This window comes from Bacteroides bouchesdurhonensis (assembly GCF_900155865.1).
Lineage (GTDB): Bacteria > Bacteroidota > Bacteroidia > Bacteroidales > Bacteroidaceae > Bacteroides > Bacteroides bouchesdurhonensis.
The window spans coordinates 3,022,629-3,048,373 of the sequence record NZ_LT707006.1 but is presented as its reverse complement, the minus strand read 5'-3'; the positions used below and the strand labels follow the sequence as shown (position 1 = coordinate 3,048,373).

Below are 25,745 nucleotides of genomic sequence, written 5' to 3'. Positions count from 1 at the left end.
TCTTGCAGGTTTCAAAAAAACATCTACCTTTGCATCCGCATTCGTGAGGATGTATATGGTTAATTAAAATAAAATAAAAACGTTGGTGCGCTAGTTCAGTTGGTTAGAATACATGCCTGTCACGCATGGGGTCACGAGTTCGAGCCTCGTGCGCACCGCTTAAAGCAAAAGAAAAATTAAAGATAAAGCTCTGGAATTCAAATATTCCAGAGCTTTTTTCATAAATCACTATCCCTGTCAGGAAGGCTTAAAATATTATTTTTATCTACACAATAAGAACTACGTATGCAATATATAAGGGGTCAGCCCGAAATTTGTACTTACTTTGATTAACTATTATATTACCTTGTCGGGTTCTTCAAAAAAGATTGTTGATGGATCAGATCAGGAATTGGTTCAGTCTACGGTTAAGAGTTTGTACGCATGTTTGGTAAGGGCACAAATAAAGAAATCTTCCCAAGTAGAGATCAAATTTAGTGATTTGTCGAGAAGGGTTGAACCTGCTTGTTCTAGTTATGTGGCTCTTCCGATTGAAATGTTGGAAGTAATGTTTAAAAAGATATATAATAACGGACAGAAACGGAAATAGAAGATTGAAAGCATAGTTCTGATATTAAAAGATCGGAGCTATGCTTTCTTTTCAATGAGGTGTATTGCGCATGTGTTTTTGTTTGAGAGGAAACTCTAAAAAACACTTATTGCTTCCACAACCACTTCAATGGATACACCGCTTTCATGGCATCCCGATATTTATAAAATTCCTTCGCCCGCTGTTTTTGTGCTACCTTGCTCTCGCCTTCTGCATTGATAGGAGCATACCCCGCAAGACTACGGACAACCGCCTCTCTGTCGTTTAATACCGCAGCATGTTTCCGCCTGTTTTCCGCCAGCTTGGAAAGATAGGATTTCAGTTCAGAACCTACATTCTCACGTTGTTGCATACTGTCTACATAGCGGTTCAAAGCTTCCTGACCTTCCGACAAATCAATTGCCATTGCACGCAGACCATACAGATAGAGAGTATCTCTCTTGATCGGAGGATTCTTACGACGTTCTTCGTCCATTTCTTTAAGATGAGTGTTAATCTGCCGAATGCGCGGATTATCTATCTTGCCTTCTTCTATATTTCTGTCTATTGTTCGCATTGTTTCACTGCTCACCCACCCATGATTAAAAATCGCCGAACGTTCCGAACTGTTCAAGGTTACACCGGGAGAAGTGGAGCTTGCCGCTAAAATCTGTTTCTCTGCCATCAGACGACGGTACGTTTCATTTTTATAATCGTTCTTTGTTTTTTTGATATCTTTCAAAAAAATACGTTCATCTACTACGTTAAGGGCATATTCATATGCTTTCTCTTTTTGCTCTTTGCTTCCAGCGACATCACACGCAAGGGCATATGCCAGTGCCACATTCATATACAGTTTACTGTCATAATTAGAAGGAGTTCTAATCTCTGCACCTTTCGCAATAAACCAAGGTCTATTCTTGTCTATATTTCTCTTTTTTATTCCCAAATCACGCACCTTTTCCACACTTTCTTTGGCAAAAGGAATCACCTCGTCGTTTTTTCCTAAAGAGACATATAGTCTTATCAAAAGTGAAGTTACTCTCCCATTTTCAGGGGTAATATTCACAATTTCACTTACTTTTGTTACTAATTCTTCCGCCTCCTCTTCATTTATACCTTTTCTATATTCTTTATTAGGGTCGTCATAATTTCCTAAATCCTTCATCAGTCTCACTATATGAAAAGGAAAGCCCGTTTTCCTATCATATAGTGAGACAAATAAAGAATATTCCACATCAACAGGATATCCTTTAATCATTGCCGGTGTCCAAAGAGGCATAATACTAAACAGTCGTTTCCATTCTTCGTACAAAGGAAGAGGCATACCATCACGTTTAAGTCCACATGCCACTCCATCCCTTCTGATAATAAATCGTAATTTGCTACCATTTCCTCCTCCGTTTCGCCAAACTTCTGCTGGAACAATGAAATTTTTCTCTACAAAACGATGGAAACCATCCACTCCTCCCGGAAAAAATGGTATTTCGTCTGCGTTTTTATAAACATTGACAGTCGGCACACTGTCGCGATTCAAATCTTGGCTGCGTACGGGTACTGCTAATAGCAGTGCCACGGTACTAATTAACAGAACATTCTTCATAATGTTATGATTTTGAAAGTATATGAGTTTGAATTTCTATTTTTCCCTCCCGAATATCCTTTTCTGAAATAGAAGTTACAGACGGTCCGGTTGGTTCGATACACTCATATTTATGTTTTATTCCATTATAATCTACTACCATTACATCATATCCATATTTTTTAATTCCCTGATAATCGTCAGTTGTCCTTGTCACTTGACGTAATAAACTTGTTTTATGCTGCACCAACCCTTCTTTTATATCATTGGTTGGTGCATAATAAAAATTCTGCCTTATATACTCTGAGAGTGCTCCGTCATCTATTTGATAACTATTTCTTGCTGTATCCCAAAAATCTTTGAACCTATTTTTCATTGACTCTATTGTAACGACACCATGTCCCAAAGAATGATTTACGTTAATTAAAGTTCCTAAAGTCACTTCCCCTTGTCCCACTTGAGTGAGAGTTTCTGTAGAACAGCCTAATATTTTTGTATTTTCTGAGACATATCCCCACGAACTGACCTCTCCACCTCTCCATCTATTTTCAAGAGATAATTTATAAAACTTAGCTACACGAACAGGATTTTGAGGAGTCCCACATGCATACCACGAATTTCCTAAGCATAAAGAATTTCCATATAGAGAAGATGCTGCAACATCAATATATCCATATCCTTCTACATATCCACCGTGCCATTCGTCACAACGCGCAAAAGCATTATAGGCTTCAATCGAATTAGGATTATTCTTCATACCGGGTGCTCCTTCTTCCCTCATCCGTTGTAGCCAAGTACTTAACTGAAGCTTTATCAAATCTTCATGAGTTAAAATATTATACTCAAATTCATGAGGATGCTTTCTTATCCAAGTCACACCTTCTCCTTCTTTTTCTATTCCCTCTATAAAAATCTTATCATAAAAATCCCAATAACCATTTTCATCTAAATAAGATTTTAATTCATCCGGACTCATATCATCTATAGACCGAAAACTATTTTCTGTTAAACTCTTTTTCATAATCAATTTTGTATCAAATTAGACATATTTTAATGATTACACATTCAAAATCCAAAGTCCCAATCCTGCCAATCCTTGATTCAGGACAAAATCATTTAACTGCATACTTTGAAGACTTTTATCTACATATTCCATTATTTCTTTATCTTCAGGCATAGGACAAGTCACTTTATCAAAATAAATCCATTCTTGCCATGCTGCTTTAATCCGTTGATTGATAGTCAGAGAGACAGAAGCATATAGACAAAATGTGATTTCTGCATCTTTACTTAATATTATCTTGCCGTTATATTTCTTCAATAGTTGATGAAAAATAAACAAGTCGACAGCTTCAAAAGCAAATTTGTTGAACGCCTCGTTTATGATCGGATTTAACAATTGAATAATGGCAGCTTCCTTGTTTATCTGTAAAATACCCCTTACACACCACAGAAAATGCAAGATAGCATTGATATGATACAGTGATATTCCACCATTTTTCAAACAACGATGAATGAATTCCAATAAATCGGCTGTCAGCTTTACAATATCACTTTCCGGAATTCCTTCCTGAATTCTTGCTGTCCAATAGTTCAGCATTGCGGTAATGGAAGTTACCGTGCCGTATGCCAACTGTGTAAGCTGTTTATTGTCAATAGGCTTTAGTACTTTATTAGAGTCCCCTTCCACAAAATCATGTTTCATCAGCCAATCGAATCCCCATCCCACACCGGCAAGCCCATCTTCAAAACCAGGAGGCAATGAACGAGAGATCTTTAACATTCCGTCCAACAGCTCTCCCGCAAAGTCCTCGTAATATTCCTCCTTCGTATATCGTGAATAACAGTAAAGGAAAAGCATGATTCCCATTTTCCCATTCACCAAACCATTATTATCTATGTGGTAAACGTACATGCTCAATGTGTTGGCAATGTTTTGCAGAACTCTATTTTTGATATCTTCTTTCATGATGATGGTCTATTACTTTTTTGAAAAATTGAATTAATGATTCCAAATGACTGTCGAACATAAACTGTTTCCGATGGAGCATCACATTCTGACTGACTTTTTCCAATAAAGAGCTGTTTTTTAGTTGTGCTATCAATTCTTTTACTTCTGTATAAGCTATTCCCATACCGTATTTCATGACATAACTGTATTGTGCGGAAACTTGACGAGAATTCTGTTTCTGAATCATCGGAATCCCTGCCGCAGCCAATGTATTTATTCGTGCAGGCAGATTAAGGTCCGCCCATGTAGCCTTAAAAAGTGAACCGTCGTTGGTACTATTGATGCAATGTAGCCAACCGGCATCGTACCGGGAAAATTCTTTGACCCATTCTGATTGTGAACAGTGTCTGTGCACATGGAAATAATACGGAGCCATTTGTCGATAAGGTTCTAATACCTCATTGTCGGAGATGTAATTCTCGTTGTACACATGCAGATGAATACCGTTTGCAGCCAGCTCCCTGAAATCCGTTGGAGGTAATCCGATGATTCGCCCAGTTACAACTGTATGTAACTCTCCATCGGTAGCAGAAAGTTTTGGTGAAAAGTTTCCCTGAAAGCATTCTGCTTTGGGCAAATCACCGTCCATTATCATCGTTGGAACATCACATAAGATTGGAGTAAACAAATCAAACCACTCTTTTATTTCCGGATTCAAGTAGATTTTTCCGTCAGCATAAGTGTACAAATCAATCAATTTACTCCACATTCCCTCTTTCATCGCCTCGTGAGGCCCTTCTTTAAAATGCCAGACGAAAGGAATATTCATATCAGCCATCAGCACCTCATGAGCTATATCAATTGCAGAAGTGCTCAACTGGGCATAGATTATGTCCGGCTGAATGTCACGTACCCGTGTCTTCCAATCTTGATAAGGAATGGTCTCCACATGTCCGAAAGGAAGCGGTCCAATGGTAGAATAGCAGAATCGAGGTTTTGCCCACAAACCATACAACTTATGCCCAACCTCTTCAAAAGCATAAATCCGTTCCGGATTATAGGCGAGTTCACCTACAATCAATATTTTCAAACCACCACACCGAGGTGATACGGATTTCTGATAAGGAAGGTAAGCGGCGGGTTCATCAATCGTCTTATAAGAAGTGGAACGAAAACGAATGGGGATCTGCACATTATAATAAGAACGATATTTATTTAATCCACCGCCAAACCTTTCACCACATATCTTATGATGCTGATCCAAATGATTCGTCCATTCGCATGTCACTTTCCCAGTAAAAACAAACATCCCCTTGCAGGCAAGTTTCCTCCAAAACAAAAAGAAAAGATCTTCCGACACACATTCCATACGTTCCGTCCATCGTTCTGCTGTTCGCCTATGTGCTGCCTGCACCAATTGAGCACTGTATCCCGGAATGGCACCTTTGCACTTACGAAAGGATAATACACCGACTACATTAGACTCATCATATCGTATGCCGTTAACCGATAATACTGCATTTGGATATTTTTGAAAACTGCTTTTAAAAGACTCCAAATGATCCTCGTCATAAAAATCATCCGAAGGTAAATAAGTAATATACTCGTATTTTGCAGCCTCTAATCCTTGATTAAGAGCCTTGCCTAACCCCCAATTAACATCATTCTTTATATATGAGACTCGTTTATCATGTAAATAATCGGAAATAAACACCTCTGTATTGTCCGTGCTTCCATCATTGATGATAATCAACTCAAAGAAAGGATATGTCTGTTTCAGGAGGCTTGCAATGGCACGTCGAATAAAAGATGCCTGATTATACGTAGGCATCAGAACAGAAAATTTGATATTTGAATCCGTAATTAACATAGTAATAAGAATTAAAGATTCCCATACAACAAAAAGGGTGGGAATATAGCAAGATCTCGAAAAAAAATCGTAAATTAGCGAGTATCAACAAACTGATTTGCAATAATAAAAGGAGAGCTGTTATGAATGCAAAAATAAACAATTTTGCGAAATGGAGAATCTTTTTAGTGTTAAAATTGATATGAATGATGGAATTATTAAGTTTTTCGGATGTTTTAGCCTCCATGTTAACCAGTTTTGATACAATCAACGATTTTACCTTTGTCTAAAAAGAGTTATGCAGCAGTTATGTTTTACTTAATCAAAAGAAATAGTTATGAAGAAAGATGGATTTACGCAATGTGCTATCAAGTACATTGTTAAGTTGAAAGAAGAAGGACGCTATTCCACGGCGCATGTGTATAAGCATGCGCTACGTTCTTTTACAGAGTTTTGTGGAGGCACGGATGTATCTTTTCGGCAGATCAATCGTGAGAACTTGAAGAGATATAACCGTTATCTGTATGAACACAATCACAAGCCCAATACGGTCTCCACCTATATGCGTATGCTGAGATGTATATATAATAGAGGAGTAGATGCCGGGCATACCCCTTACATACATCGGCTATTCCGGGGAGTATATACAGGAGTCGATACCCGGCAAAAGAAAGCTTTGCCTACCGGAGAACTTCATGCACTTCTGTATAAAGATCCAAAATCGGATAAATTACGAAAAACGCAGGCAATTGCCAATCTGATGTTTCTATTCTGTGGAATGTCTTTTGCCGATCTGGCTCATTTAGAGAAAAAAAATCTAGAAGGGAATATACTTAAATACAATCGAGTAAAAACGGGCACCTCTATGAGTGTAGAGGTACTGGATACTGCCCATAAGCTATTGGCTCAACTATGGAACACCAAAAACTATCATCCGGATTATCCCGACTACCTATTTAATATACTGCGTGGTGATAAAAAGAAAAAAGAGGAGAGAGCTTACATCGAATATCAGTCTGCCCTTCGTAAATTCAATAATCAATTGAAATATCTTGCCAAAGCTTGTTGCCTACGGTCTCATGTTTCTTCCTATTCACTCAGGCATTCCTGGGCAACTACTGCTAAGAATTGTGGTACACCGATAGAAATGATTAGTGAATCTTTGGGGCATAAGTCTATTAAGACTACGCAAATCTATCTGAAAGGGTTCGATTTGGAAAGAAGAACCGAAGTGAATAAACAAAATTATTTTTACGTAAGAAAGTTCTATATGAGAGATTGAACGGCTGTAAGTGTTTGATTGCTAGGAAAAGAAGGTTTCTGTTACTTCATAGGTAACGGAGAGTTCACCTGATAACCCGTAGTCTTATGGCATATTTTTATCGCATATTCTGAACAAAAAGTTTAAAAAAGATAATGATTATCGTTGTTTGGTATATGTTTTATATCTATCTTTGCGGGAAATTTATTCCGTTACCTATGAAGTAACAGAATAACTTTTAGTAAAAAGAGATGATTCTGAGGTTAAAGGATACAAGAACCGAGGGTTTACCTGCACATGTGACAGGTAACGGCGTAGCCTTGCCTAAACGTTGGTTAATAGCCCATGTCCGCATCTACCACGAGAAAAAAACGAGTGAGCGTTTGACGAAAATGGGGATTGAAAATTACCTCCCAATTCAGAAGCAGACTCATTTCTGGAGTGACCGTCGCAAGAAGATCGATCACGTGGTAATTCCAATGAAAATATTTGTACATGTCGATGCACGGGAACAGAAAGAGGTTCTCATGTTATCGGCAATCAGCCGTTATATGGTGCTACATGGTGAGAGCACTCCGGCTATTGTACCCGATGCACAAATGGAGAGATTCAAATTCATGTTAGACTACTCAGAGGAAGCAGTCAATATGAGTGATACTCCATTGCAACCGGGAGAAACTATTCGTGTCATAAAAGGACCATTAAGGGGGCTGGAAGGTGAGCTGGTGACTTTAAATGGCAAAACTAAAATCGCTGTTCGACTTGATATGCTAGGTTGTGCTAGTGTTGATATGCCAATAGGTTATGTCGAACGTATAGGGGAAAAATTATAATTGTGGGGAATATGAAAATTTCAGATTTGCAGAGTCAGATAGACGCTTTGCAACAAACAGTGCACACATTTCTACAAAGTGCAACAGGAAATGGCTATATCTATGCCGACGACCTTTCTCAACTGAATCAAAGTATCCACAAACAGATTAATAAACTGTATCCTTTGCGAGGCAAAACAGTAGAGCAGGAAGCTGCTTTATGTTTGGCTATTCTAATGGGATATAGTGTATCTATCTATGCTAATCCGGATGACGAATTCAAAAAACAGGAAATTCTAAATCGTTCCCGGAGCCTTTTCGATTCACTAACTTCTTCCCCCATCAAAGAACAGCTATTTACGATTTATAACGAGATAAAAGAATCAAATAAAATCAATTGATAAAATTCAATTTTAATAGATGAAGATACAAAAACTATTTAGCGTATTTTTATTTGTTTTGATGCTAGGAAGTACTACCCTAGTCATGGCTCAAACCATGAGTGACCAGCAAGTACTTGAGTATGTAAAAGACGGTATCAAACAAGGAAAAGAACAAAAACAACTAGCCTCAGAATTAGCTCGTAAAGGAGTAACTAAAGAACAGGCAATGCGTGTAAAAGAGTTGTATGAAAAACAGAATAATGTAAGCACTACAAATACAACAGGTACAGAGGTCAATGAGTCTCGTCTGCGTGAGGAGATGAAAGAAAATACTTCCGACATGTTGGAAGATCAGCCAACTGCTGAGGATTTAGTCCGTGAAGATCAGGTATTCGGTCGGAATATATTCAACACCAAGAATCTTACTTTCGAGCCCAGTGTCAATCTGGCAACTCCTTCCAATTATCGTCTCGGTCCGGGTGATGAAGTGATTATTGATATCTGGGGTGCCAGTCAGAATACCATCCGCCAACAGATTTCTCCCGATGGAACTATAAATATTCAAAAGATAGGTCCCGTTTATCTTAGTGGCTTGACAGTATCCGAGGGTAATGACTATCTCAAAAAGTCACTGAACAAGATTTATAATGGTTTGAATAGCGACACTGACCCTAGTTCAGACATTCGCCTTACTTTGGGTAATATCCGTACCATTCAGATCAATGTGATGGGTGAAGTCATTCAACCGGGAACTTATGCTCTTTCCTCTTTCTCTACCGTATTTCATGCACTTTACCGTGCCGGTGGTGTGAGTGATATCGGAAGTTTACGTAACGTTCAATTAGTACGTAACGGAAAGAATATTGCTACCATTGACGTATATGATTTCATCATGAAAGGCAATAGTCAGGATGATATTCGTTTGCAAGAAGGAGATGTTGTTATCGTTCCCGCTTATGATGTTTTGGTGAAGATCAGTGGTAAAGTAAAACGTCCGATGCGTTTCGAAATGAAGAAAGACGAGAATCTTGCTACTTTAATAAAGTATGCCGGTGGTTTTGATGCCGATGCCTATACCCGTTCTTTGCGCGTAGTCCGTCAGAACGGTCAAGAGTATGAGGTCAATACAGTGAGAGATATCGATTATAGTGTTTATCAGATGCGTAATGGTGATGTTGTCACTGCTGAAGCCATTCTGAATCGCTTTACCAATAAATTAGAGGTTCGCGGTGCCGTCTATCGTCCTGGAATTTATCAATTAAGCGGTCAACTCAATACAATACGTGAATTAGTAAATGAAGCTCAGGGCTTGACGGGTGATGCCTTCTTGAACCGTGCTGTTCTTTACCGTCAGCGTGAAGATTTAACAACAGAAGTACTTTCAGTGGATATAAAATCTATCATGGACGGTACATCTCCCAATATCGCTTTGGTAAAAAATGATATCCTTTATATCCCTAGTATCCATGATTTGGAAGATCGGGGAAATATCACAGTCCATGGTGAAGTTACAAAACCTGCTTCTTATCCTTATGCTGATAACATGACTTTGGAGGATTTGATCATTCAGGCAGGCGGTTTACGTGAAGCAGCTTCTACGGTTCGTGTGGATATATCTCGGAGAATCAAGAATCCCCGGAGTACAACCGACAATGATACGATTGGTCAGATGTTCTCTTTTTCATTGAAAGACGGTTTTGTCATCGACGGTCAGCCCGGTTTTGTTCTTCAGCCCTATGATGAAGTCTATGTTCGTAGAAGCCCCGGTTACCAGGCACAACAGAACGTCGGTATTGAAGGAGAAATCCTCTTTGATGGAACTTATGCCTTGACGAGTCGTGAAGAACGTCTCTCTGATTTGGTGAATAAGGCCGGCGGTGCTACAAACTATGCTTATCTGCGTGGCGCAAAACTGACTCGTGTAGCCAATGCCGATGAAAAGAAACGTATGGGTGACGTTATCCGTCTGATGCGTCGCCAGTTAGGAGAGGAGATGATGGATTCTTTGGGAATAGATGTTGAGGATACCTTTACTGTAGGTATTGACTTGGAGAGAGCCCTTCGTGATCCTAAAAGCAGTTCCAATATTGTTTTGCGTGAAGGAGACGTCATTTCAATTCCAAAGAATACGAATACAGTCACTATCAACGGTGCTGTGATGGTTCCAAATACGGTTTCTTATTTGGAAGGTAAAGACATAAATTACTATCTGAACCAGTCCGGAGGTTATTCTGATAATGCTAAGAAGAGTAAGAAGTTTATCGTTTACATGAACGGACAAGTGAGTAGGGTAAAAGGTAACGGCAAGAAACAGATCGAGCCGGGTTGTGAGATCATAGTTCCGAGTAAATCGAAGAAACGTACTAATGTTGGCGAAATACTGGGTTATGCCACTTCCTTCAGCTCTTTGGGCATGATGATCGCTTCTATTGCTAATTTGATAAAAAAATAACGGATATCTATCATGACAGAACAGAAACTAGCAAAAGACCTTCCATCTGTATCCAACGATTCGAAGACTGATGAGATGGAGATTGATCTGATGGATATCTTACGCAAACTAATAACTATCCGTAAGACTTTGTATAAAGCTGCGGGAATAGGATTGATTATTGGTATTATTGTAGCTTTGAGTATTCCGAAACAATATACAGTTCAGGTAACCCTTTCTCCGGAAATGGGAAATTCAAAAGGCAACAATGGCCTTGCCGGTCTTGCCGCCTCTTTTTTAGGCAGTGGAGCAACAGTCGGTGATGGTTCTGATGCATTGAATGCCTCTCTTTCATCTGATATCGTGTCTTCTACTCCCTTTTTATTGGAACTTTTTGAGATCAACGTTCCTGCTGTAAATAAAGATGAGAATATAACTTTGATATCTTATCTGGATACCCAGTCCTCTCCCTGGTGGAACTATATTTTGGGTATGCCCGGTATGGTAATAGGTGGTGTGAAATCATTCTTTACTGATGACAATGAAGAGAATACTGCTGATAGAATGAAATCCGGAACAATCTCTTTAACCAAAGAAGAAAAAGAAAAAATAGATGCTTTAAAGAAAAAGATATCGGCTACTGTAGATAAGAAGACTGCTATTACCAATGTTTCCGTGACTTTGCAGGACCCCAAGGTTGCCGCAGTTGTTGCAGATTCAGTGGTTCATAAATTGCAGGAATGCATAACAGGTTATCGTACTTCCAAAGCAAAAGAAGACTGTATTTATTTAGAAAAGTTGTTCAAGGAACGTCAGGATGAGTATTATACTGCTCAAAAGAAATATGCAACCTATGTGGATACCCATGACAATCTGATCCTTCAAAGTGTTCGTGCGGAACAGGAACGTTTGCAAAATGATATGAGTTTGGCCTATCAGGTCTACAGTCAGGTGGCAACCCAGTTACAGGTAGCCCGGGCAAAAGTTCAGGAAGAGAAGCCTGTGTTTGCGATTGTCGAACCTGCCGTCGTTCCGCAACAGTCTTCCGGCACGGGAAAGAAAACGTATGTAATACTTTTTGTATTCCTGGCTGTAGCTGTCACAGCAGTTTGGAAACTATGGGTGAAAGATATTTTAGTCAAGTTAAAACAGGAACTGATCTAGAGTTTAAGGGGAATCTATAGATATATAATTATGAAGAAATCATTGGAAAAATTCCTTCAGTATACAAGTCGGAATTTTTTTAGTTGCTGGCTCATTTTGGGGGTAGATACGGTCATTGCCAGCTTTTGCACATTGTTTACTTTTGTCGGTATTCACTATATTACGAGTATAGAGTGGAATACTATTCAATTGATTCAGGTAATTGCTGTCGCTTTACTGTCAAGTGTAGTGGGAGACCTGATATTCAATACCTTTCGCAACACGATTCGCTATTCCGAGATAAAGGACTTATGGCGCATCACCTGCAGTGTTCTTTTTAAAACAGCTTGCATGGCTATTTTTGTATTCTTCTTTTTTAAGCAAGATAAACTATTCGGTGGTCAGAATCTGGTATTTGTCATCTCTGACGGAATGCTTACCTTGATCACTCTGATCGGTCTGCGCGTATTAGTCATTGTCACCTATGAATCCTTGATCGGCATTGTCCGTAAAACGGATACCAAGATTCTAATTTATGGAACCGACGATAAGAGTGTCGCTCTTAAGACCCGTTTGCGTAATAGTTCCCATTATAAAATAGCCGGCTTCTGTATCTATAGTCCTGATCATAGCCGCCGAATACTTGTAGACTCTCGGGTTTATTCTTTCAGCGATAAGGAGAGTTTCGATCTCCTGATAAAAAAACATCATATTCAGGGCATTTTGTTTGCTCGTAATGAATCCATCAAAGAAGAAGAAAACCGCCTACTTGAATATTGTAAAAGTAGTGGCGTAAAGACTCTGATAGCTCCATCAATCAGTGAAGCTGATGTAGACGGTCTTTTCCATCAATTTGTCCGTCCTATTCGGATAGAAGACCTGTTGGGACGCGAAGAAATCAAAATCAATATGCAGGAGATTGCTTCCGAATATCGTAATAAGACAATCTTGGTAACAGGAGCTGCCGGAAGTATCGGTAGTGAGTTGTGTCGGCAGTTAGCCCAGATAGGAGTTCGTAAATTGATCTTGTTTGATTCTGCTGAAACTCCTCTTCATAATGTCCGTTTGGAGTTTGAGAAAAAATATCCGAATATCGATTTTGTTCCTGTTATTGGTGATGTCCGTGTCAAACAACGCATACGTATGGTTTTCGAGCAGTACCATCCGCAGATCATTTTTCATGCAGCCGCTTATAAGCATGTTCCCTTGATGGAGGAGAATCCCTGTGAGGCCGTTTATGTCAATGTGATCGGCTCCCGTCAGGTTGCTGAAATGGCAGTGGAATATGAGGCAGAGAAGATGATCATGGTTTCTACAGATAAAGCTGTTAATCCGACCAATGTGATGGGAGCTTCTAAACGCTTGGCTGAAATTTATGTTCAAAGTTTGGGAACTGCTATCAAGGAAGGAAAAGTAAAAGGTAAGACTAAGTTTATCACTACTCGTTTTGGCAATGTTTTGGGTAGTAATGGTTCAGTAATTCCCCGTTTCAAGGAACAGATCGAGAATGGAGGACCAGTTACGGTAACTCATCCTGATATTATTCGTTATTTTATGACTATTCCTGAAGCTTGCCGTCTGGTAATGGAGGCAGGCATGATGGGAGAGGGAAATGAGATCTTTGTCTTTGAGATGGGTGAGCCTGTTAGGATTGTAGATCTGGCCACTCGCATGATTGAACTGGCAGGTTATCGTTTGGATGAAGATATCAAGATCGAGTTTACAGGTTTGCGACCAGGAGAAAAATTGTATGAAGAATTACTGAGTACTGAAGAGAATACTCTTCCTACTACCAATAAAAAGATTAAAATAGCTAAGGTTCGTCGTTATGAGTATGATGATGTATTGGAAGCTTATGCTGCATTTGAGAATCTTGCTCGTAATGTGGAGATCATGGATACGGTTGCTTTGATGAAAAAGATCGTGCCGGAATTTATCTCTAGGAATTCAAGGTTTGAAGTCTTAGATAAGGAGGACTTTTTATCTAACAAATAAAAAGATATATAAGATATCATCAATGGCATAGGTTTTGTTTCCGTTGCGGATTCACTACAACAATCCTGTCATTCGGTTATGACGGTTACTGCCTTCCCAAGGATACTAAACAGCTGTTGGCAAACTATCAGTATGTTGTGGAGATTATGTAAGTGAGTGGTATAATCAGTTGATATACAATTAATAACATTGCTTTTGTAAAGTAGTAGTGTTGGAGCTAATATCAGAGAAGGTCAGCACGCACAAAGCGATGCAGACTTTATTTCGAAGTTATCTATAGCTCAAAAAGAGCAAGACGAAACACAATACTGATTATCATTACTTCATGATAATGGATATATTAATGACCGCATGTATGAGTCTCTCGAGCACGACTGCTCCCGCATTGGCAAACTATTGACCGTAATCCTAAAAAAGATGAAGCAAAAGGTCAATAATAAATAACTAAATTGGATCAATAACCAATAATCAATAACCAGTTCCTCTCATTTATTCCAGGTAATACTCTGTGAGTATGTGGTTCGATACCACGTAAGTGATCAATTAGTAAAAATTATAATTCATATAAGACTATGAGTATATTCAAAGACAAGACCCTGATGATTACAGGAGGTACAGGTTCATTCGGTAATGCAGTACTTAATCGTTTCCTTCGCACAGACATCGGTGAAATACGTATATTCTCTCGTGATGAGAAGAAGCAAGATGATATGCGTCATGAGTATCAGGTTAGGTATGCTGATGTAGCTCATAAAATCAAGTTTTTTATTGGTGATGTACGCAATCTGCAGTCTTGTCGCAATGCTATGCCTGGTGTTGATTATATCTTCCATGCAGCAGCATTGAAGCAGGTGCCTTCATGCGAGTTCTTCCCTATGGAAGCAGTAAAGACTAATGTCATTGGTACTGATAATGTACTTACAGCAGCTATTGAGGCTAAGGTTGGTGCAGTTATCTGTCTTTCTACGGATAAGGCTGCATACCCAATCAATGCTATGGGTATTACCAAGGCTATTGAGGAAAAAATTGCTGTTGCAAAGAGTCGCTATTCTGGTGATACCAAGATCTGCTGCACACGTTATGGTAACGTGATGTGCTCTCGTGGTTCTGTTATTCCTTTGTGGATTGACCAGATCCGTAATGGTAATCCTATCACATTGACTGAGCCTTCAATGACACGATTCATTATGTCTTTGGAGGAGGCAGTTGACCTTGTTCTTTTCGCATTTGAAAATGGCCAGAATGGTGATATTCTCGTTCAGAAGGCACCAGCATGTACTATAGGCACACAGGCAGAAGCAGTTTGTGAACTCTTCGGTGGCAAAAAGGAAAATATCAAGGTCATTGGTATCCGTCATGGTGAGAAGATGTATGAGACATTACTTACCAATGAGGAATGTGCTAAAGCAGAAGATATGGGTAACTTCTATCGTGTTCCTGCAGATAACCGCGGCTTGAATTATGATAAGTTTTTCAAGGAGGGCGAAGTAGAGCGCAATAAGCTCACAGAGTTTAACTCAAACAATACACGTATTCTCAATGTTGAAGAAACAAAAGAGAAGATAGCTGCACTTGAATATATACAAAAAGAATTGACTGGAGAAGGGAATTTCGTACAATAGTTATCTGGCTAAATATCCAATTACGAAAGGTATTAGTAAACAGTTGATGCCGATTTATGATAAACCAATGGTTTATTATCCTATCAGTGTGTGGATGCTTGCAGGCATCCGTAATATTTTGATTATTTCAACTCCTTATGACCTTCCTGGTTTTAAGCGTTTGTTGGGGAATGGTAGTGATTATGGAGTGAACTTCACTTATGCTGAACAGCCTTCGCCAGATGGTCTTGCACAAGCATTTACGATTGGTGCCGGATTTATGAGCATGCTGAAAGAAGCTGTATGTACTGCTAACGAGGATAAGAAGGCAACAGGCTTTGGCTATTGTGTGAATGATCCTGAGCGTTATGGAGTTGCTGAATTTGATAAAGACGGCAATTGCCTTTCGATATAAGAGAAGCCACAGCAACCAAAAAGCAATTATGCTGTGGTAGGATTGTATTTCTATCCAAATAAGGTTGTTGAAGTTGCTAAGAATATCAAGCCTTCAGCTCGTGGTGAATATGAAATCACCACAGTAAATCAGCAATTCTTTAAAGATGGAGTACTCAGAGTACAAACATTGATACAGGAACTCATGATAGCCTTTCTGAAGCTTCTACTTATATCGAGGTACTTGAGAAGCGTCAGGGTTTGAAGGTAGGCTGTCTGGAGGGTATCGCATATTGACAGGGATGGATCAGTGAGGAGCGTATGCGTGAGCTGGCACAGCCTATGCTTAAGAATCAGTATGAGCAATATTTGCTCAAGGTGATTGATGAGATTAAAGAAACAGGAAAAGTAAATTTAGAATAAGATAATGGAAGTAATCAAGACCGCCATTGATGGCGTTGTGATCATAGAGCCAAGAGTATTCAAGGATGCTCGTGGCTATTTCTTTGAGTCTTTTTCTCAGCGTGAATTTGAGGAAAAGGTTCGCAAGATTAATTGTGTACAGGATAATGAGAGCATGAGTTCTTATGGTGTAATGCGTGGTTTGCATTTCCAGCGTCCTCCTTTTACTCAGAGTAAACTGGTACGTTGCGTGAAAGGTGCTGTTCTTGATGTTGCGGTTGATATTCGTAAGGGTTCGCCTACATACGGTCAGCATGTGGCAGTAGAATTGACAGGGGATAATCATCGTCAGTTCTTCGTTCCTAGAGGCTTTGCCCATGGTTTTGCAGTTCTTTCTGAAACAGCAGTATTCCAGTATAAGTGTGATAACTTCTATGCTCCAGAGGCTGATGGCGGTATCTCAATCGTTGATAATAGCCTTGGCATTGATTGGAAAATAGATGCTGATAAAGCTCTTCTTTCAGATAAGGACACAAAGCATGCTCTTTTGAAGGACTTTGATTCTCCATTCTCTATTGACGTTGACCTCTATCCAGAGTTCAAGTAAGTTTTTAAACAATTAAACTCTTACAATATGAATATCCTTGTTACAGGTGCCAACGGCCAATTAGGAAATGAAATGCGCATTGTGTCTAAGAACACAAGCGATAATTATATTTTCACAGACGTGAATCAGGTTGAAGGTCTAGAGACCAACTATCTTGATATTACAGATATTGATGCCATCCGCAAGATGGTGAAGGACAATAACGTAAATGCTATTGTCAATTGTGCAGCATGGACAAATGTTGATGCTTGTGAAACAGACGAGAAACTTGCTGCATTGGCAGAGAAGTTGAATGCTGATGCTCCAGAGAACCTGGCAAAGGTAATGAAGGAGGTAGATGGATGGTTGATCCAGGTTTCAACTGACTATGTATTTGGCAAAGAACCATACAATACACCTTGTGGTCCTGAAAAGAAGGGAACACCAACAGGTGTTTATGGTGAGACAAAACTCCATGGTGAGGAGAAGATCATTACCACTGGTTGCAAGCACGTTATTATCCGTACAGCTTGGTTGTATTCTGAGTTTGGCAAGAACTTCTGCAAGACTATGTTGAATCTTACTGCTACAAAGCCTGCCTTAAAGGTTGTTTTTGATCAATGTGGAACTCCTACATACGCATTGGATTTGGCTAATGCTATTATAACTATCCTTGAGAAACCTCAGGTTGGTGTATTTCATTTCTCTAATGAGGGAGTATGCTCGTGGTATGACTTCACTCAGATGATTGCCAAGATTGCAGGTAATACAGTTTGTGATATTCAGCCATGCTATAGTTCTGAATATCCAAGTCCTGTTACACGTCCTGCTTATTCCGTATTGGATAAGCACTCTATCAAGGATACATTTGGCGTGAAGGTGCCTTATTGGGTAGATAGCCTTGAGAAGTGTATTGCAAATTTAAAAAAGTAAAGAAGCTCGATATGAAAAGAAACATAGTCATAACCGGAGGAGCTGGATTCATTGGCTCACACGTTGTTCGCTTTTTTGTGAATAAGTATCCTGAGTATAATATCATCAACTTAGATAAGTTGACGTATGCGGGTAATTTGGCGAACCTCAAGGATATTGAGGATAAGCCTAATTATAAGTTCGTGAAGATGGATATCTGCGACTTCGATGCATTCTATAAGCTAATGCAGGATGAGAAGATTGATGGTATCATTCATTTAGCAGCAGAGAGTCATGTGGATAGAAGCATTAAGGATCCATTTACATTTGCTCGCACAAACGTAATGGGAACACTGAGCTTGCTTCAGGCAGCAAAGTTGTATTGGGAGTCTTTGTCAGAGAAGTATGAGGATAAACGCTTCTATCATATCTCTACCGATGAGGTGTATGGCGCGCTAGAGATGACTCATCCCGAGGGTATCGAGCCCCCTTTCACAACTAAGGCGTCTTCTGGTGAGCATCACTTGGCTTATGGCGAGAAGTTCTTTACTGAGGACTTGAAGTATATGCCTCATTCGCCATATTCGGCTAGTAAGGCTAGCAGTGATCACTTTGTGCGTGCTTTCCATGATACTTATGGTTTGCCTACTATCGTGACCAACTGCTCTAATAATTATGGTCCTTATCAGTTCCCTGAGAAGTTGATTCCGCTGTTCATCAATAATATCCGTCATCGCAAGCCATTGCCTGTGTATGGTAAGGGTGAGAATGTGCGCGACTGGCTGTATGTTGAGGATCATGCGCGTGCGATAGATGTGATTTTCCACGAGGGTAAGATTGCGGATAATTATAATATCGGTGGTTTCAATGAGTGGAAGAATATCGATATCATCAAGGTGGTGATCAAGACGGTGGATCGCTTGCTCGGTCGCAAGGAAGGTGAGGATATGGATCTGATCACGTATGTCACTGATCGTGCAGGACACGACTTGAGATATGCTATCGACTCTTCGAAGCTCCAGAAGGATTTTGGGTGGGAGCCAAGTCTGCAATTTGAGGAAGGTATTGAAAAGACAGTGAAGTGGTATCTTGATAATCAGGAGTGGATGGATAATATTACCTCTGGTAACTATCAAAATATTATAATTTAATGTATAATACACACTAAAGAATATAAAAAAAATAACAATATGGCAAAGACCGTTTATCTTGGCATGATTGGTGATATCATGCACCCTGGTTACATTAACATCATCAACAAGGCTGCTGAATATGGCGAAGTGATGATTGGTTTGTTTACTGATAAGGCGATTGCAAATCATCGCAGACTCCCTTACTTAACATGGGAGCAACGTAAGTCAGTTGTTGAAAATATTAAGAATGTAGCTAAGGTTGTACCCCAAGACGATTGGAGCTATATTCCTAATCTCCTCGAGTATAAACCAAAGTACATAATTCATGGTGATGACTGGAAGGAAGGTCCTGATAAATTCCTTCGTGATGAGGTTTATAAAACTATGGAGAAACTTGGTGGTGAGGTAATTGAAATTCCTTACACTAAGAATGTTACTGCATCTGGTATTAAGGAAGAAATCAATGCCCTAGGTGTAACTCCTCAAATGCGCTTGTCTTCACTTCGCAGATTAATTGAGGCAAAACCTATTGTACGCATTCTTGAGTCTCATTGTGGTCTTACAGGTTTGATTGCTGAACATACTATGGTTGAGGTTAACGGGCAAAAACGTGAGTTTGATGGAATGTGGTCATCTTCTTTGACAGACTCCACCAGCAAAGGTAAACCTGATATTGAAGCTGTTGACTTGACAACTCGTCTTCACGATTTGAATGATACTATTGAGGTTACTACAAAGCCTATTATCTATGATGGCGATACAGGTGGTAAGGTTGAACACTTTGGCTTTACTGTTCGTACACTCGAGCGTTTGGGTATTTCCGCTATTATCATTGAGGATAAAGTTGGCTTGAAGCAGAACTCTCTTTTCGGTACTGACGCTGTTCAGACACAGGATACAATCGAAGGCTTCCAGACAAAAATTCGTGCTGGTAAAGCTGCTCAGATTACTCGTGACTTCATGATCATCTCTCGTTGTGAGTCTTTGATTGCTGGTAAGAGTGTTGATGATGCTCTTGAGCGTTGTTATGCTTATGTAGAGGCAGGTACTGATGGAATTATGATCCACTCTAAGAATAAGGATGGTCAAGATATTAAGGAATTCTGTACTCGTTTCCGCGAGAAAGATGATTATACTCCAATCGTTGTAGTTCCTACTACATACAATCAGTTCACTGAAGAAGAACTTGCTACATGGGGTATCAATGTTGTTATCTATGCTAATCATATGCTTCGTGCTGCTTATCCTGCAATGGTTAAGTGCGCTGAAACAATCCTCCGTACTAGCCGCTCACTCGAGGCTTCAGATGAGTACTGCATGCCTATCAAGCAGATTCTGACTCTTATTCCTGGTACCAAAAAGTCTTAAGCAGATATGATTTCTCCAAAGTTTTTTATTGAGACTCTTAAGTCTTATGATATAGATTTCTATGCAGGAGTTCCTGACTCTCTGCTCAAGAATATTTGTGCTTACATTGCCGACAATATGGATGCACAGCACAACATCATTGCAGCCAATGAAGGTGCTGCAGTCGGTTTGGCAGCTGGCTATTATTTGGCTACAGGCAAGGCTGGTGTTGTTTACATGCAGAACTCTGGTGAGGGCAACATCATCAATCCTCTTGCATCTTTGACAGATAAAGAGGTTTACAACATTCCTGCACTACTCCTTATTGGCTGGAGAGGTCGTCCTGGAGTTCATGATGAGCCACAGCACGTCAAGCAAGGTAAGGTTACAACTGGTATCCTCAATACTATGAGTATCAATTATGATGTACTTAGTACTGATGAGGAGAAGGCTGCAAAGCAGATTTCAATTGCAGTAGAAGCACTTAAGAATAATGAGGTTTATGCACTCGTTATCGAGAAAGGTACTTTTGAGGATTACAAACTTCAGAGTGTAGAGGTGAATGATCTCACCATGACTCGTGAAAGTGCTATCCAAACAGTTGCTGCTGCTCTTGGTGAGAAAGATGCCATCGTATCTACAACAGGTATGATTTCTCGTGAACTTTTCGAGTATCGTACATCTAAGGGGGAGGCTCACAATCGTGACTTCCTTACAGTAGGTTCGATGGGACATGCATCTCAGATTGCATTAGGTATCGCCATGCAGAAGACCGATCGTAGAGTTTGGTGCTTCGATGGAGATGGTGCTACTATCATGCACATGGGATCTATAGCAATCGTTGCTTCAAAGGCTCCAAAAAATTATGTTCATGTAGTATTCAATAATGGTGCTCATGATTCTGTAGGTGGTCAGCCAACAGTTGGTTTGAAGATCGATCTACCTGCAGTTGCTAAGGCATGTGGTTATTCTGCAACATTTTCAGTAGAAACACCTGAGGCTCTTGGTGAGGCATTGAAGCAGGTGAATGCAGCAAACGGACCTATTTTGCTTGAAGTAAAAGTAAAGAAGGGAAATAGAAAAGATCTTGGTCGTCCAACAACAACTCCTATCCAAAATAAGGAAGCATTGATGGAATTTCTAAGCAAATAAAATAATGGAATTGAAAGATATTAAAATAAAGAGAAACGTTCTTCTGAACCCAGGACCTGCTACAACAACAGACTCTGTGAAGTTGGCTCAGGTAGTACCAGATATTTGTCCTCGTGAGAAGGAATTCGCAGGCTTAATGAAAGGTCTTCGTTCAGACCTGTTGAAAGTTGTTCACGCTCCTGAGGATACATATACTTCTGTCCTTTTCTGTGGTTCTGGTACAATTAATATTGATATTTGTATCAACTCATTGGTACCAGAAGGTAAGAAAATCCTAGTTGTTAATAATGGTGCTTATAATACTCGTGCAGTAGAGGTATGTGAGATGTATCATATACCACATATCAATCTCAAGTCAAGTATATATGAACAGCCAAATCTTGAGGATGTAGAAAAAACTTTGAAGGAAAATCCTGATGTTGCAGTAGTATATTGCTGCCATCATGAGACCGGTACTGGTATTCTTAATCCTATCCGCGAGATTGGTGCACTGGCTCACCAGTATGGTGCTATTTTTGTGAGTGATACAACATCTACTCTAGGTATGATTCCTTTGGATGTAGTGAAAGATAATGTTGACTTCTGTATGGCATCAGCACAGAAGGGTTTGATGGCTATGAGTGGACTTTCATTCATCATCGGTCGAAAGGATCTTATTGAGGCTTCAAAGAATTATCCTACTCGCTCATACTATTGCAACCTATATTTGCAGTATGAGTATTTTGAGAAGACTGGAGAAATGCACTTTACCCCTCCAGTACAGACAATATATGCAACCATCCAGGCGTTGAAGGAATATTTTGAGGAAGGTGAAGTGGCCAAGTTTGCTCGCCATCACGCAGTTTATGAAGCTATTCACAAAGGAATAGCAGAATTGGGCTTAGAAACTGTAATAGACAAAAAAATCGAGTCAGGACTAGTGGTATCTGTTAAGTATCCTGAGAATACAAACTTTAGTTTCGAAAAGGTTCATAACTATTGTTATGAACGTGGATATACTATTTATCCTGGAAAGATTAGTACTACAAATACATTCCGTTTATGTTCCCTTGGTACGATTACTGTTGAAGACATAGAGTCTTTTTTTGTTGTTCTCAAGGCTGCATTAGAATATTATAATATCATAAAATAACAAGATATGCAAATAACTGTGTGTGGAGGTGGAGGTTTAGGTCATACATGTTCTGCAATATTGTCCACATATCCTGATGTTGTTGTTAATTTATTGACAAATCATCCAGAAAAGTGGTGTAAATCTTTTGTAGTTAATGATCCTGATGGTAATAAAATCAATGGAAAATTGAATGAAATTACCAAGGATCCTAAAAAAGCTATTGATGGAAGTGATATTATATTATTATGTCTACCATCATTCTTAGTTGAAGATACAATTTTACAGCTAAAGCCTTACCTAAAGGATAACCAGATACTAGGTACTGTTGTTGCAAATTCTGGTTTTTTTGTTTTCTGTCATAAGCATCTAAGTTCAAAGGCAAAACTATTCGGACTTCAGCGAGTCCCTTATGTATCAAGAGTAGTTGAATATGGCAAGCAAGCAAATCTGTTAGGATACAGATCTGAACTATTCATGGCTGTAGAAAATATAGATGATGCAGAGAACTTTAGGACTTTAATAGAGGCTATGTTTGGAGAGAAAACCTCATTGGTTGATACTTTTTATGAAGTTACATTGAGCAATAGCAATCCAATTCTTCATACAGGGCGTCTTTACACAATGTTTAAAGATTGGGATGAAACTCCATTTGATCATTGCATTCTTTTTTATCATGAATGGACAGACGAAGCATCTGAAATTGAAATTAAAATGGATGCAGAATTTTTCACTCTTTTGGATACATTAAGGGTTGATACTTCTAAGATCGAAACATTATTGGCACATTATGAATCTACCGATGCAAAAGGTATGACAAGAAAGTTAAAGAGCATTCAGTCATTATCCACGATACAATCTCCTATGATCGAAGTACCTGGAGGATGGGAGCCAGATTTTTCAAGTAGGTATTTTACCGAGGATTTTCCATATGGTTTGCGAATGATTCATGATTTGGCACATGAAAATGGTGTTGAAGTACCAACGATAGACCTCGTTTATAATTGGGGATTATCCAAAATAAAACAGAATGATTAAAACAGCAGTTATTATGGCGGCAGGTCTTGGTAGTCGTTTCGGTAAAATGACAGAAATGATACCAAAGGGATTTATTGAGTGTGGTGGAATGTCAATGGTTATTCGTTCTATTGAAACACTCGTTAGTTGTGGTATTGATAAAATTATCATCGGTACTGGTTATAAGAAAGAGGCTTATGAATCATTAAAAACTCAGTACCCCCAGATTCAGTGTGTATTCTCACCAAAGTATGCAGAAACTAATAGCATGTATACTCTTTGGAACTGTCGTGAGGCTATAGGTGATGACGATTTTATTTTGCTTGAATCAGACATCATCTATAGTCGTAATGCTATTACAGAATTGCAAGGGAATGAACATTCTGATATTATGTTGATCACACCAGTGACTAAGTTTCAGGATCAATATTATGTAGAATATGATGAAAATGGTATCCTTACTAGATGCTCAACCAATAAAGACGAAATATCCGCAAAGGGCGAACTTGTAGGTATTCACAAAATCTCATCAGTATTCTATCACAAGATGTGTGCAGAATATGAGAAGATTGTGATAGAAAAAACAAAGCTAGGCTATGAGTATCAGTTACTTTGGATGTCTCAAAATGGAGTTCCTCTATATGTATACAATTCTTCTAATGTCAGGTGGTATGAAATTGACGATGAGAATGACTTGATATATGCTGAATCTAATATTGTTGCCAACTTGTAAGCATAAGTTTGACTTTAGTGTGATAGTATTGATATAATGAGGAAAGTTATAACGTACGGTACCTATGATCTTTTACATCAAGGTCATATAAACCTATTGAGACGTGCCAAGGAACTAGGAGATTACCTTATAGTAGGTGTTACTAGTGACAGTTTTGATAAAGGACGTGGAAAACTTAATGTTAGGAATAATGTCTTAGAACGAGTTGAAGCTGTTAAAGCGACAGGATATGCCGATGAAGTCATTATTGAAGATTATTTAGGCCAGAAGATTGATGATATACAACGTTATGATGTTGATATATTTGCAATTGGATCTGATTGGGAAGGACACTTTGATTATTTGAATGAATATTGTAAAGTAATTTATTTACCTCGTACTGAAGGCATATCTTCAACAATGCTTAGAGCTGATAGCCAGGCGAACTTTAATGTTGGTATTGTTGGTACTGGAAGAATTGCCAAACGGTTTGTACCTGAAACAAAATTTGTTAACGGTGTGAAAGTAAAATCAGTCTTCAATCCAGATCGTGAACAAGCAAATTCATTTGCTGGTACTTACGGAATTTCTGCATATAGTGACGATTATCAAAGTTTTCTTAAAGCTATTGATGCTGTATACGTGGCATCGCCTCACATTTCTCATTTTGAATATTCTATGAAAGCCCTCAAAGCGGGTAAGCATGTATTATGTGAGATACCTATGACACTTACAGCTGAGGAAGCAAAGACTCTTTATGATTTTGCGGACGAACATAACCTTGTTATGCTTGAGGCAAGCAAGACTGCTTATTGTCCAGCATTCAACCATCTTGAAACTCTGGTAAAAAGTGGAATTATTGGCGATATAGTTGATGTGAAAGCTTCTCTTTCAAAGATGATGGAGGGAGAAGTCCGAGAACTCGACCCAGATCAGAAGGGAGGTGCTATGAATGAACATGCTCCATTGAATTTGATGGCTATTATAAGGTTACTAGGAAAGGAATATAAAAGAGTCGATTTCTTTTCTAAAATGGAAAATGGGGTTGATATATTTACAAAGGCTAACATTACATACCATCACGCAACAGCATCTGTAACACTTGGTATTGGAGTTAAAACAGAAGGCAACCTTGTGATATCAGGAACAAAGGGCTATGTGTATGTACCTGCACCTTGGTGGCTAACAGATTATTTTGAAGTACGCTACGAAGATCAAACCAAAAATAAAAAGTATTTTTATAGTTATGATGGTGATGGTCTTCGATATGAGATACAAGAATTCTTCTCAATGATTGCAAACAAACGTAAGAGTTGTTATAAATTGAGAAGATGTGAGAGTGTAAAAATTGCAGAGATCATTGAGAAGTATAATAGAGGTGAAAATGTCACCAGTATTTAGAAT

Annotated in this window: 19 protein-coding genes, 1 tRNA gene and 3 pseudogenes; 19 read left to right on the top strand and 4 right to left on the bottom strand. The window is 39.0% G+C overall.

Features of this window, described 5'->3' with window-relative positions:
- Window positions 1-84 precede the first annotated feature (84 nt).
- Window positions 85-158: transfer RNA gene (locus CZ225_RS12830), tRNA-Asp, on the top strand.
- 537 nt (window positions 159-695) lie between these two features.
- Here the strand turns inward: CZ225_RS12830 and CZ225_RS12820 are convergent.
- Genes CZ225_RS12820 through CZ225_RS12805 form a run of 4 tightly spaced genes read right to left on the bottom strand, consistent with a single transcriptional unit; the run spans window position 696 to window position 5,932 of the window.
- Window positions 696-2,171, bottom strand: a complete 1,476-nt coding sequence (locus tag CZ225_RS12820) for a hypothetical protein (RefSeq protein WP_077154366.1) — start codon at window positions 2,169-2,171, stop codon at window positions 696-698.
- A 4-nt stretch (window positions 2,172-2,175) separates the two neighbouring features.
- On the bottom strand, window positions 2,176-3,171 hold the full coding sequence (locus CZ225_RS12815) for a hypothetical protein (protein ID WP_077154365.1): 996 nt from the start codon (window positions 3,169-3,171) through the stop codon (window positions 2,176-2,178).
- A 36-nt stretch (window positions 3,172-3,207) separates the two neighbouring features.
- On the bottom strand, window positions 3,208-4,119 hold the full coding sequence (locus CZ225_RS12810) for a hypothetical protein (protein WP_077154364.1): 912 nt from the start codon (window positions 4,117-4,119) through the stop codon (window positions 3,208-3,210).
- Window positions 4,097-5,932, bottom strand: coding sequence for a glycosyltransferase family 2 protein (locus CZ225_RS12805; protein ID WP_234983051.1), 1,836 nt, complete (start codon window positions 5,930-5,932; stop codon window positions 4,097-4,099). The genes CZ225_RS12810 and CZ225_RS12805 overlap by 23 nt, the downstream gene beginning before the upstream one ends.
- Before the next feature lie 355 nt (window positions 5,933-6,287).
- On the opposite strand from CZ225_RS12805, the gene CZ225_RS12800 reads away from it, so the two are divergent.
- From CZ225_RS12800 to CZ225_RS12715, 18 genes and pseudogenes are all read left to right on the top strand, one after another.
- Window positions 6,288-7,232: a tyrosine-type recombinase/integrase gene (locus tag CZ225_RS12800; protein ID WP_077154362.1), complete on the top strand. Its 945-nt coding sequence runs from the start codon at window positions 6,288-6,290 to the stop codon at window positions 7,230-7,232.
- 230 nt (window positions 7,233-7,462) lie between these two features.
- On the top strand, window positions 7,463-8,044 hold the full coding sequence (locus tag CZ225_RS12795; protein WP_077154361.1) for a UpxY family transcription antiterminator: 582 nt from the start codon (window positions 7,463-7,465) through the stop codon (window positions 8,042-8,044).
- Between the two features lie 11 nt (window positions 8,045-8,055).
- Window positions 8,056-8,424 carry a UpxZ family transcription anti-terminator antagonist gene (locus CZ225_RS12790; protein ID WP_077154360.1) on the top strand — a complete coding sequence of 123 codons (369 nt, stop codon included), beginning with the start codon at window positions 8,056-8,058 and terminating at the stop codon, window positions 8,422-8,424.
- 19 nt (window positions 8,425-8,443) lie between these two features.
- Window positions 8,444-10,858: an SLBB domain-containing protein gene (locus CZ225_RS12785; protein WP_077154359.1), complete on the top strand. Its 2,415-nt coding sequence runs from the start codon at window positions 8,444-8,446 to the stop codon at window positions 10,856-10,858.
- 12 nt (window positions 10,859-10,870) lie between these two features.
- Window positions 10,871-12,001 (top strand): chain-length determining protein, encoded by a 1,131-nt coding sequence (locus CZ225_RS12780; protein WP_077154358.1) that lies wholly within the window; start codon window positions 10,871-10,873, stop codon window positions 11,999-12,001.
- Between the two features lie 30 nt (window positions 12,002-12,031).
- A complete protein-coding gene (locus CZ225_RS12775) occupies window positions 12,032-13,975 on the top strand; it encodes a polysaccharide biosynthesis protein (protein WP_077154357.1) in 1,944 nt (647 codons plus the stop codon).
- Window positions 13,976-14,188: 213 nt separating this feature from the next.
- Window positions 14,189-14,287 (top strand): annotated as a pseudogene (locus tag CZ225_RS24880) (four helix bundle protein); the annotation flags it as partial.
- 260 nt (window positions 14,288-14,547) lie between these two features.
- Window positions 14,548-15,597, top strand: a complete 1,050-nt coding sequence (locus CZ225_RS12765) for a polysaccharide biosynthesis protein (RefSeq protein WP_077154356.1) — start codon at window positions 14,548-14,550, stop codon at window positions 15,595-15,597.
- A pseudogene (locus CZ225_RS12760) lies at window positions 15,572-16,392 on the top strand (sugar nucleotidyltransferase). Before CZ225_RS12765 ends, CZ225_RS12760 begins: the two are co-directional and overlap by 26 nt.
- Window positions 16,393-16,396: 4 nt before the next feature.
- Window positions 16,397-16,978 carry a dTDP-4-dehydrorhamnose 3,5-epimerase gene (gene rfbC, locus CZ225_RS12755; RefSeq protein WP_077154355.1) on the top strand — a complete coding sequence of 194 codons (582 nt, stop codon included), beginning with the start codon at window positions 16,397-16,399 and terminating at the stop codon, window positions 16,976-16,978.
- Window positions 16,979-17,005: 27 nt separating this feature from the next.
- The gene (gene rfbD / locus CZ225_RS12750; RefSeq protein ID WP_077154354.1) at window positions 17,006-17,890 is read left to right on the top strand and encodes a dTDP-4-dehydrorhamnose reductase; all 885 of its coding nucleotides are present in this window, start codon (window positions 17,006-17,008) and stop codon (window positions 17,888-17,890) included.
- 11 nt (window positions 17,891-17,901) lie between these two features.
- Window positions 17,902-19,037, top strand: a pseudogene (locus CZ225_RS12745) (dTDP-glucose 4,6-dehydratase).
- Between the two features lie 22 nt (window positions 19,038-19,059).
- On the top strand, window positions 19,060-20,370 hold the full coding sequence (gene aepX, locus CZ225_RS12740; protein ID WP_077154353.1) for a phosphoenolpyruvate mutase: 1,311 nt from the start codon (window positions 19,060-19,062) through the stop codon (window positions 20,368-20,370).
- 6 nt (window positions 20,371-20,376) lie between these two features.
- Window positions 20,377-21,501 carry a phosphonopyruvate decarboxylase gene (gene aepY, locus CZ225_RS12735; RefSeq protein ID WP_077154352.1) on the top strand — a complete coding sequence of 375 codons (1,125 nt, stop codon included), beginning with the start codon at window positions 20,377-20,379 and terminating at the stop codon, window positions 21,499-21,501.
- Window positions 21,502-21,505: 4 nt separating this feature from the next.
- The gene (locus CZ225_RS12730; protein WP_234983050.1) at window positions 21,506-22,633 is read left to right on the top strand and encodes a 2-aminoethylphosphonate aminotransferase; all 1,128 of its coding nucleotides are present in this window, start codon (window positions 21,506-21,508) and stop codon (window positions 22,631-22,633) included.
- Between the two features lie 6 nt (window positions 22,634-22,639).
- Window positions 22,640-23,650, top strand: coding sequence for an NAD/NADP-dependent octopine/nopaline dehydrogenase family protein (locus CZ225_RS12725; RefSeq protein ID WP_077154351.1), 1,011 nt, complete (start codon window positions 22,640-22,642; stop codon window positions 23,648-23,650).
- 13 nt (window positions 23,651-23,663) lie between these two features.
- Window positions 23,664-24,362, top strand: a complete 699-nt coding sequence (locus CZ225_RS12720; protein ID WP_234983049.1) for a phosphocholine cytidylyltransferase family protein — start codon at window positions 23,664-23,666, stop codon at window positions 24,360-24,362.
- Window positions 24,363-24,398: 36 nt separating this feature from the next.
- Window positions 24,399-25,742, top strand: a complete 1,344-nt coding sequence (locus tag CZ225_RS12715; RefSeq protein WP_077154349.1) for a Gfo/Idh/MocA family oxidoreductase — start codon at window positions 24,399-24,401, stop codon at window positions 25,740-25,742.
- Window positions 25,743-25,745: the final 3 nt, after the last annotated feature.

What these genes read in the sequence shown, in the direction of transcription:
- CZ225_RS12820 (WP_077154366.1), bottom strand. Translation starts at nt 2,171, where the DNA reads ATGAAGAATGTTCTGTTAATTAGTACCGTGGCACTGCTATTAGCAGTA.
- CZ225_RS12815 (WP_077154365.1), bottom strand. Translation starts at nt 3,171, where the DNA reads ATGAAAAAGAGTTTAACAGAAAATAGTTTTCGGTCTATAGATGATATG.
- CZ225_RS12810 (WP_077154364.1), bottom strand. Translation starts at nt 4,119, where the DNA reads ATGAAAGAAGATATCAAAAATAGAGTTCTGCAAAACATTGCCAACACA.
- CZ225_RS12805 (WP_234983051.1), bottom strand. Translation starts at nt 5,932, where the DNA reads ATGCCTACGTATAATCAGGCATCTTTTATTCGACGTGCCATTGCAAGC.
- CZ225_RS12800 (WP_077154362.1), top strand. Translation starts at nt 6,288, where the DNA reads ATGAAGAAAGATGGATTTACGCAATGTGCTATCAAGTACATTGTTAAG.
- CZ225_RS12795 (WP_077154361.1), top strand. Translation starts at nt 7,463, where the DNA reads ATGATTCTGAGGTTAAAGGATACAAGAACCGAGGGTTTACCTGCACAT.
- CZ225_RS12790 (WP_077154360.1), top strand. Translation starts at nt 8,056, where the DNA reads ATGAAAATTTCAGATTTGCAGAGTCAGATAGACGCTTTGCAACAAACA.
- CZ225_RS12785 (WP_077154359.1), top strand. Translation starts at nt 8,444, where the DNA reads ATGAAGATACAAAAACTATTTAGCGTATTTTTATTTGTTTTGATGCTA.
- CZ225_RS12780 (WP_077154358.1), top strand. Translation starts at nt 10,871, where the DNA reads ATGACAGAACAGAAACTAGCAAAAGACCTTCCATCTGTATCCAACGAT.
- CZ225_RS12775 (WP_077154357.1), top strand. Translation starts at nt 12,032, where the DNA reads ATGAAGAAATCATTGGAAAAATTCCTTCAGTATACAAGTCGGAATTTT.
- CZ225_RS12765 (WP_077154356.1), top strand. Translation starts at nt 14,548, where the DNA reads ATGAGTATATTCAAAGACAAGACCCTGATGATTACAGGAGGTACAGGT.
- rfbC (WP_077154355.1), top strand. Translation starts at nt 16,397, where the DNA reads ATGGAAGTAATCAAGACCGCCATTGATGGCGTTGTGATCATAGAGCCA.
- rfbD (WP_077154354.1), top strand. Translation starts at nt 17,006, where the DNA reads ATGAATATCCTTGTTACAGGTGCCAACGGCCAATTAGGAAATGAAATG.
- aepX (WP_077154353.1), top strand. Translation starts at nt 19,060, where the DNA reads ATGGCAAAGACCGTTTATCTTGGCATGATTGGTGATATCATGCACCCT.
- aepY (WP_077154352.1), top strand. Translation starts at nt 20,377, where the DNA reads ATGATTTCTCCAAAGTTTTTTATTGAGACTCTTAAGTCTTATGATATA.
- CZ225_RS12730 (WP_234983050.1), top strand. Translation starts at nt 21,506, where the DNA reads ATGGAATTGAAAGATATTAAAATAAAGAGAAACGTTCTTCTGAACCCA.
- CZ225_RS12725 (WP_077154351.1), top strand. Translation starts at nt 22,640, where the DNA reads ATGCAAATAACTGTGTGTGGAGGTGGAGGTTTAGGTCATACATGTTCT.
- CZ225_RS12720 (WP_234983049.1), top strand. Translation starts at nt 23,664, where the DNA reads ATGGCGGCAGGTCTTGGTAGTCGTTTCGGTAAAATGACAGAAATGATA.
- CZ225_RS12715 (WP_077154349.1), top strand. Translation starts at nt 24,399, where the DNA reads ATGAGGAAAGTTATAACGTACGGTACCTATGATCTTTTACATCAAGGT.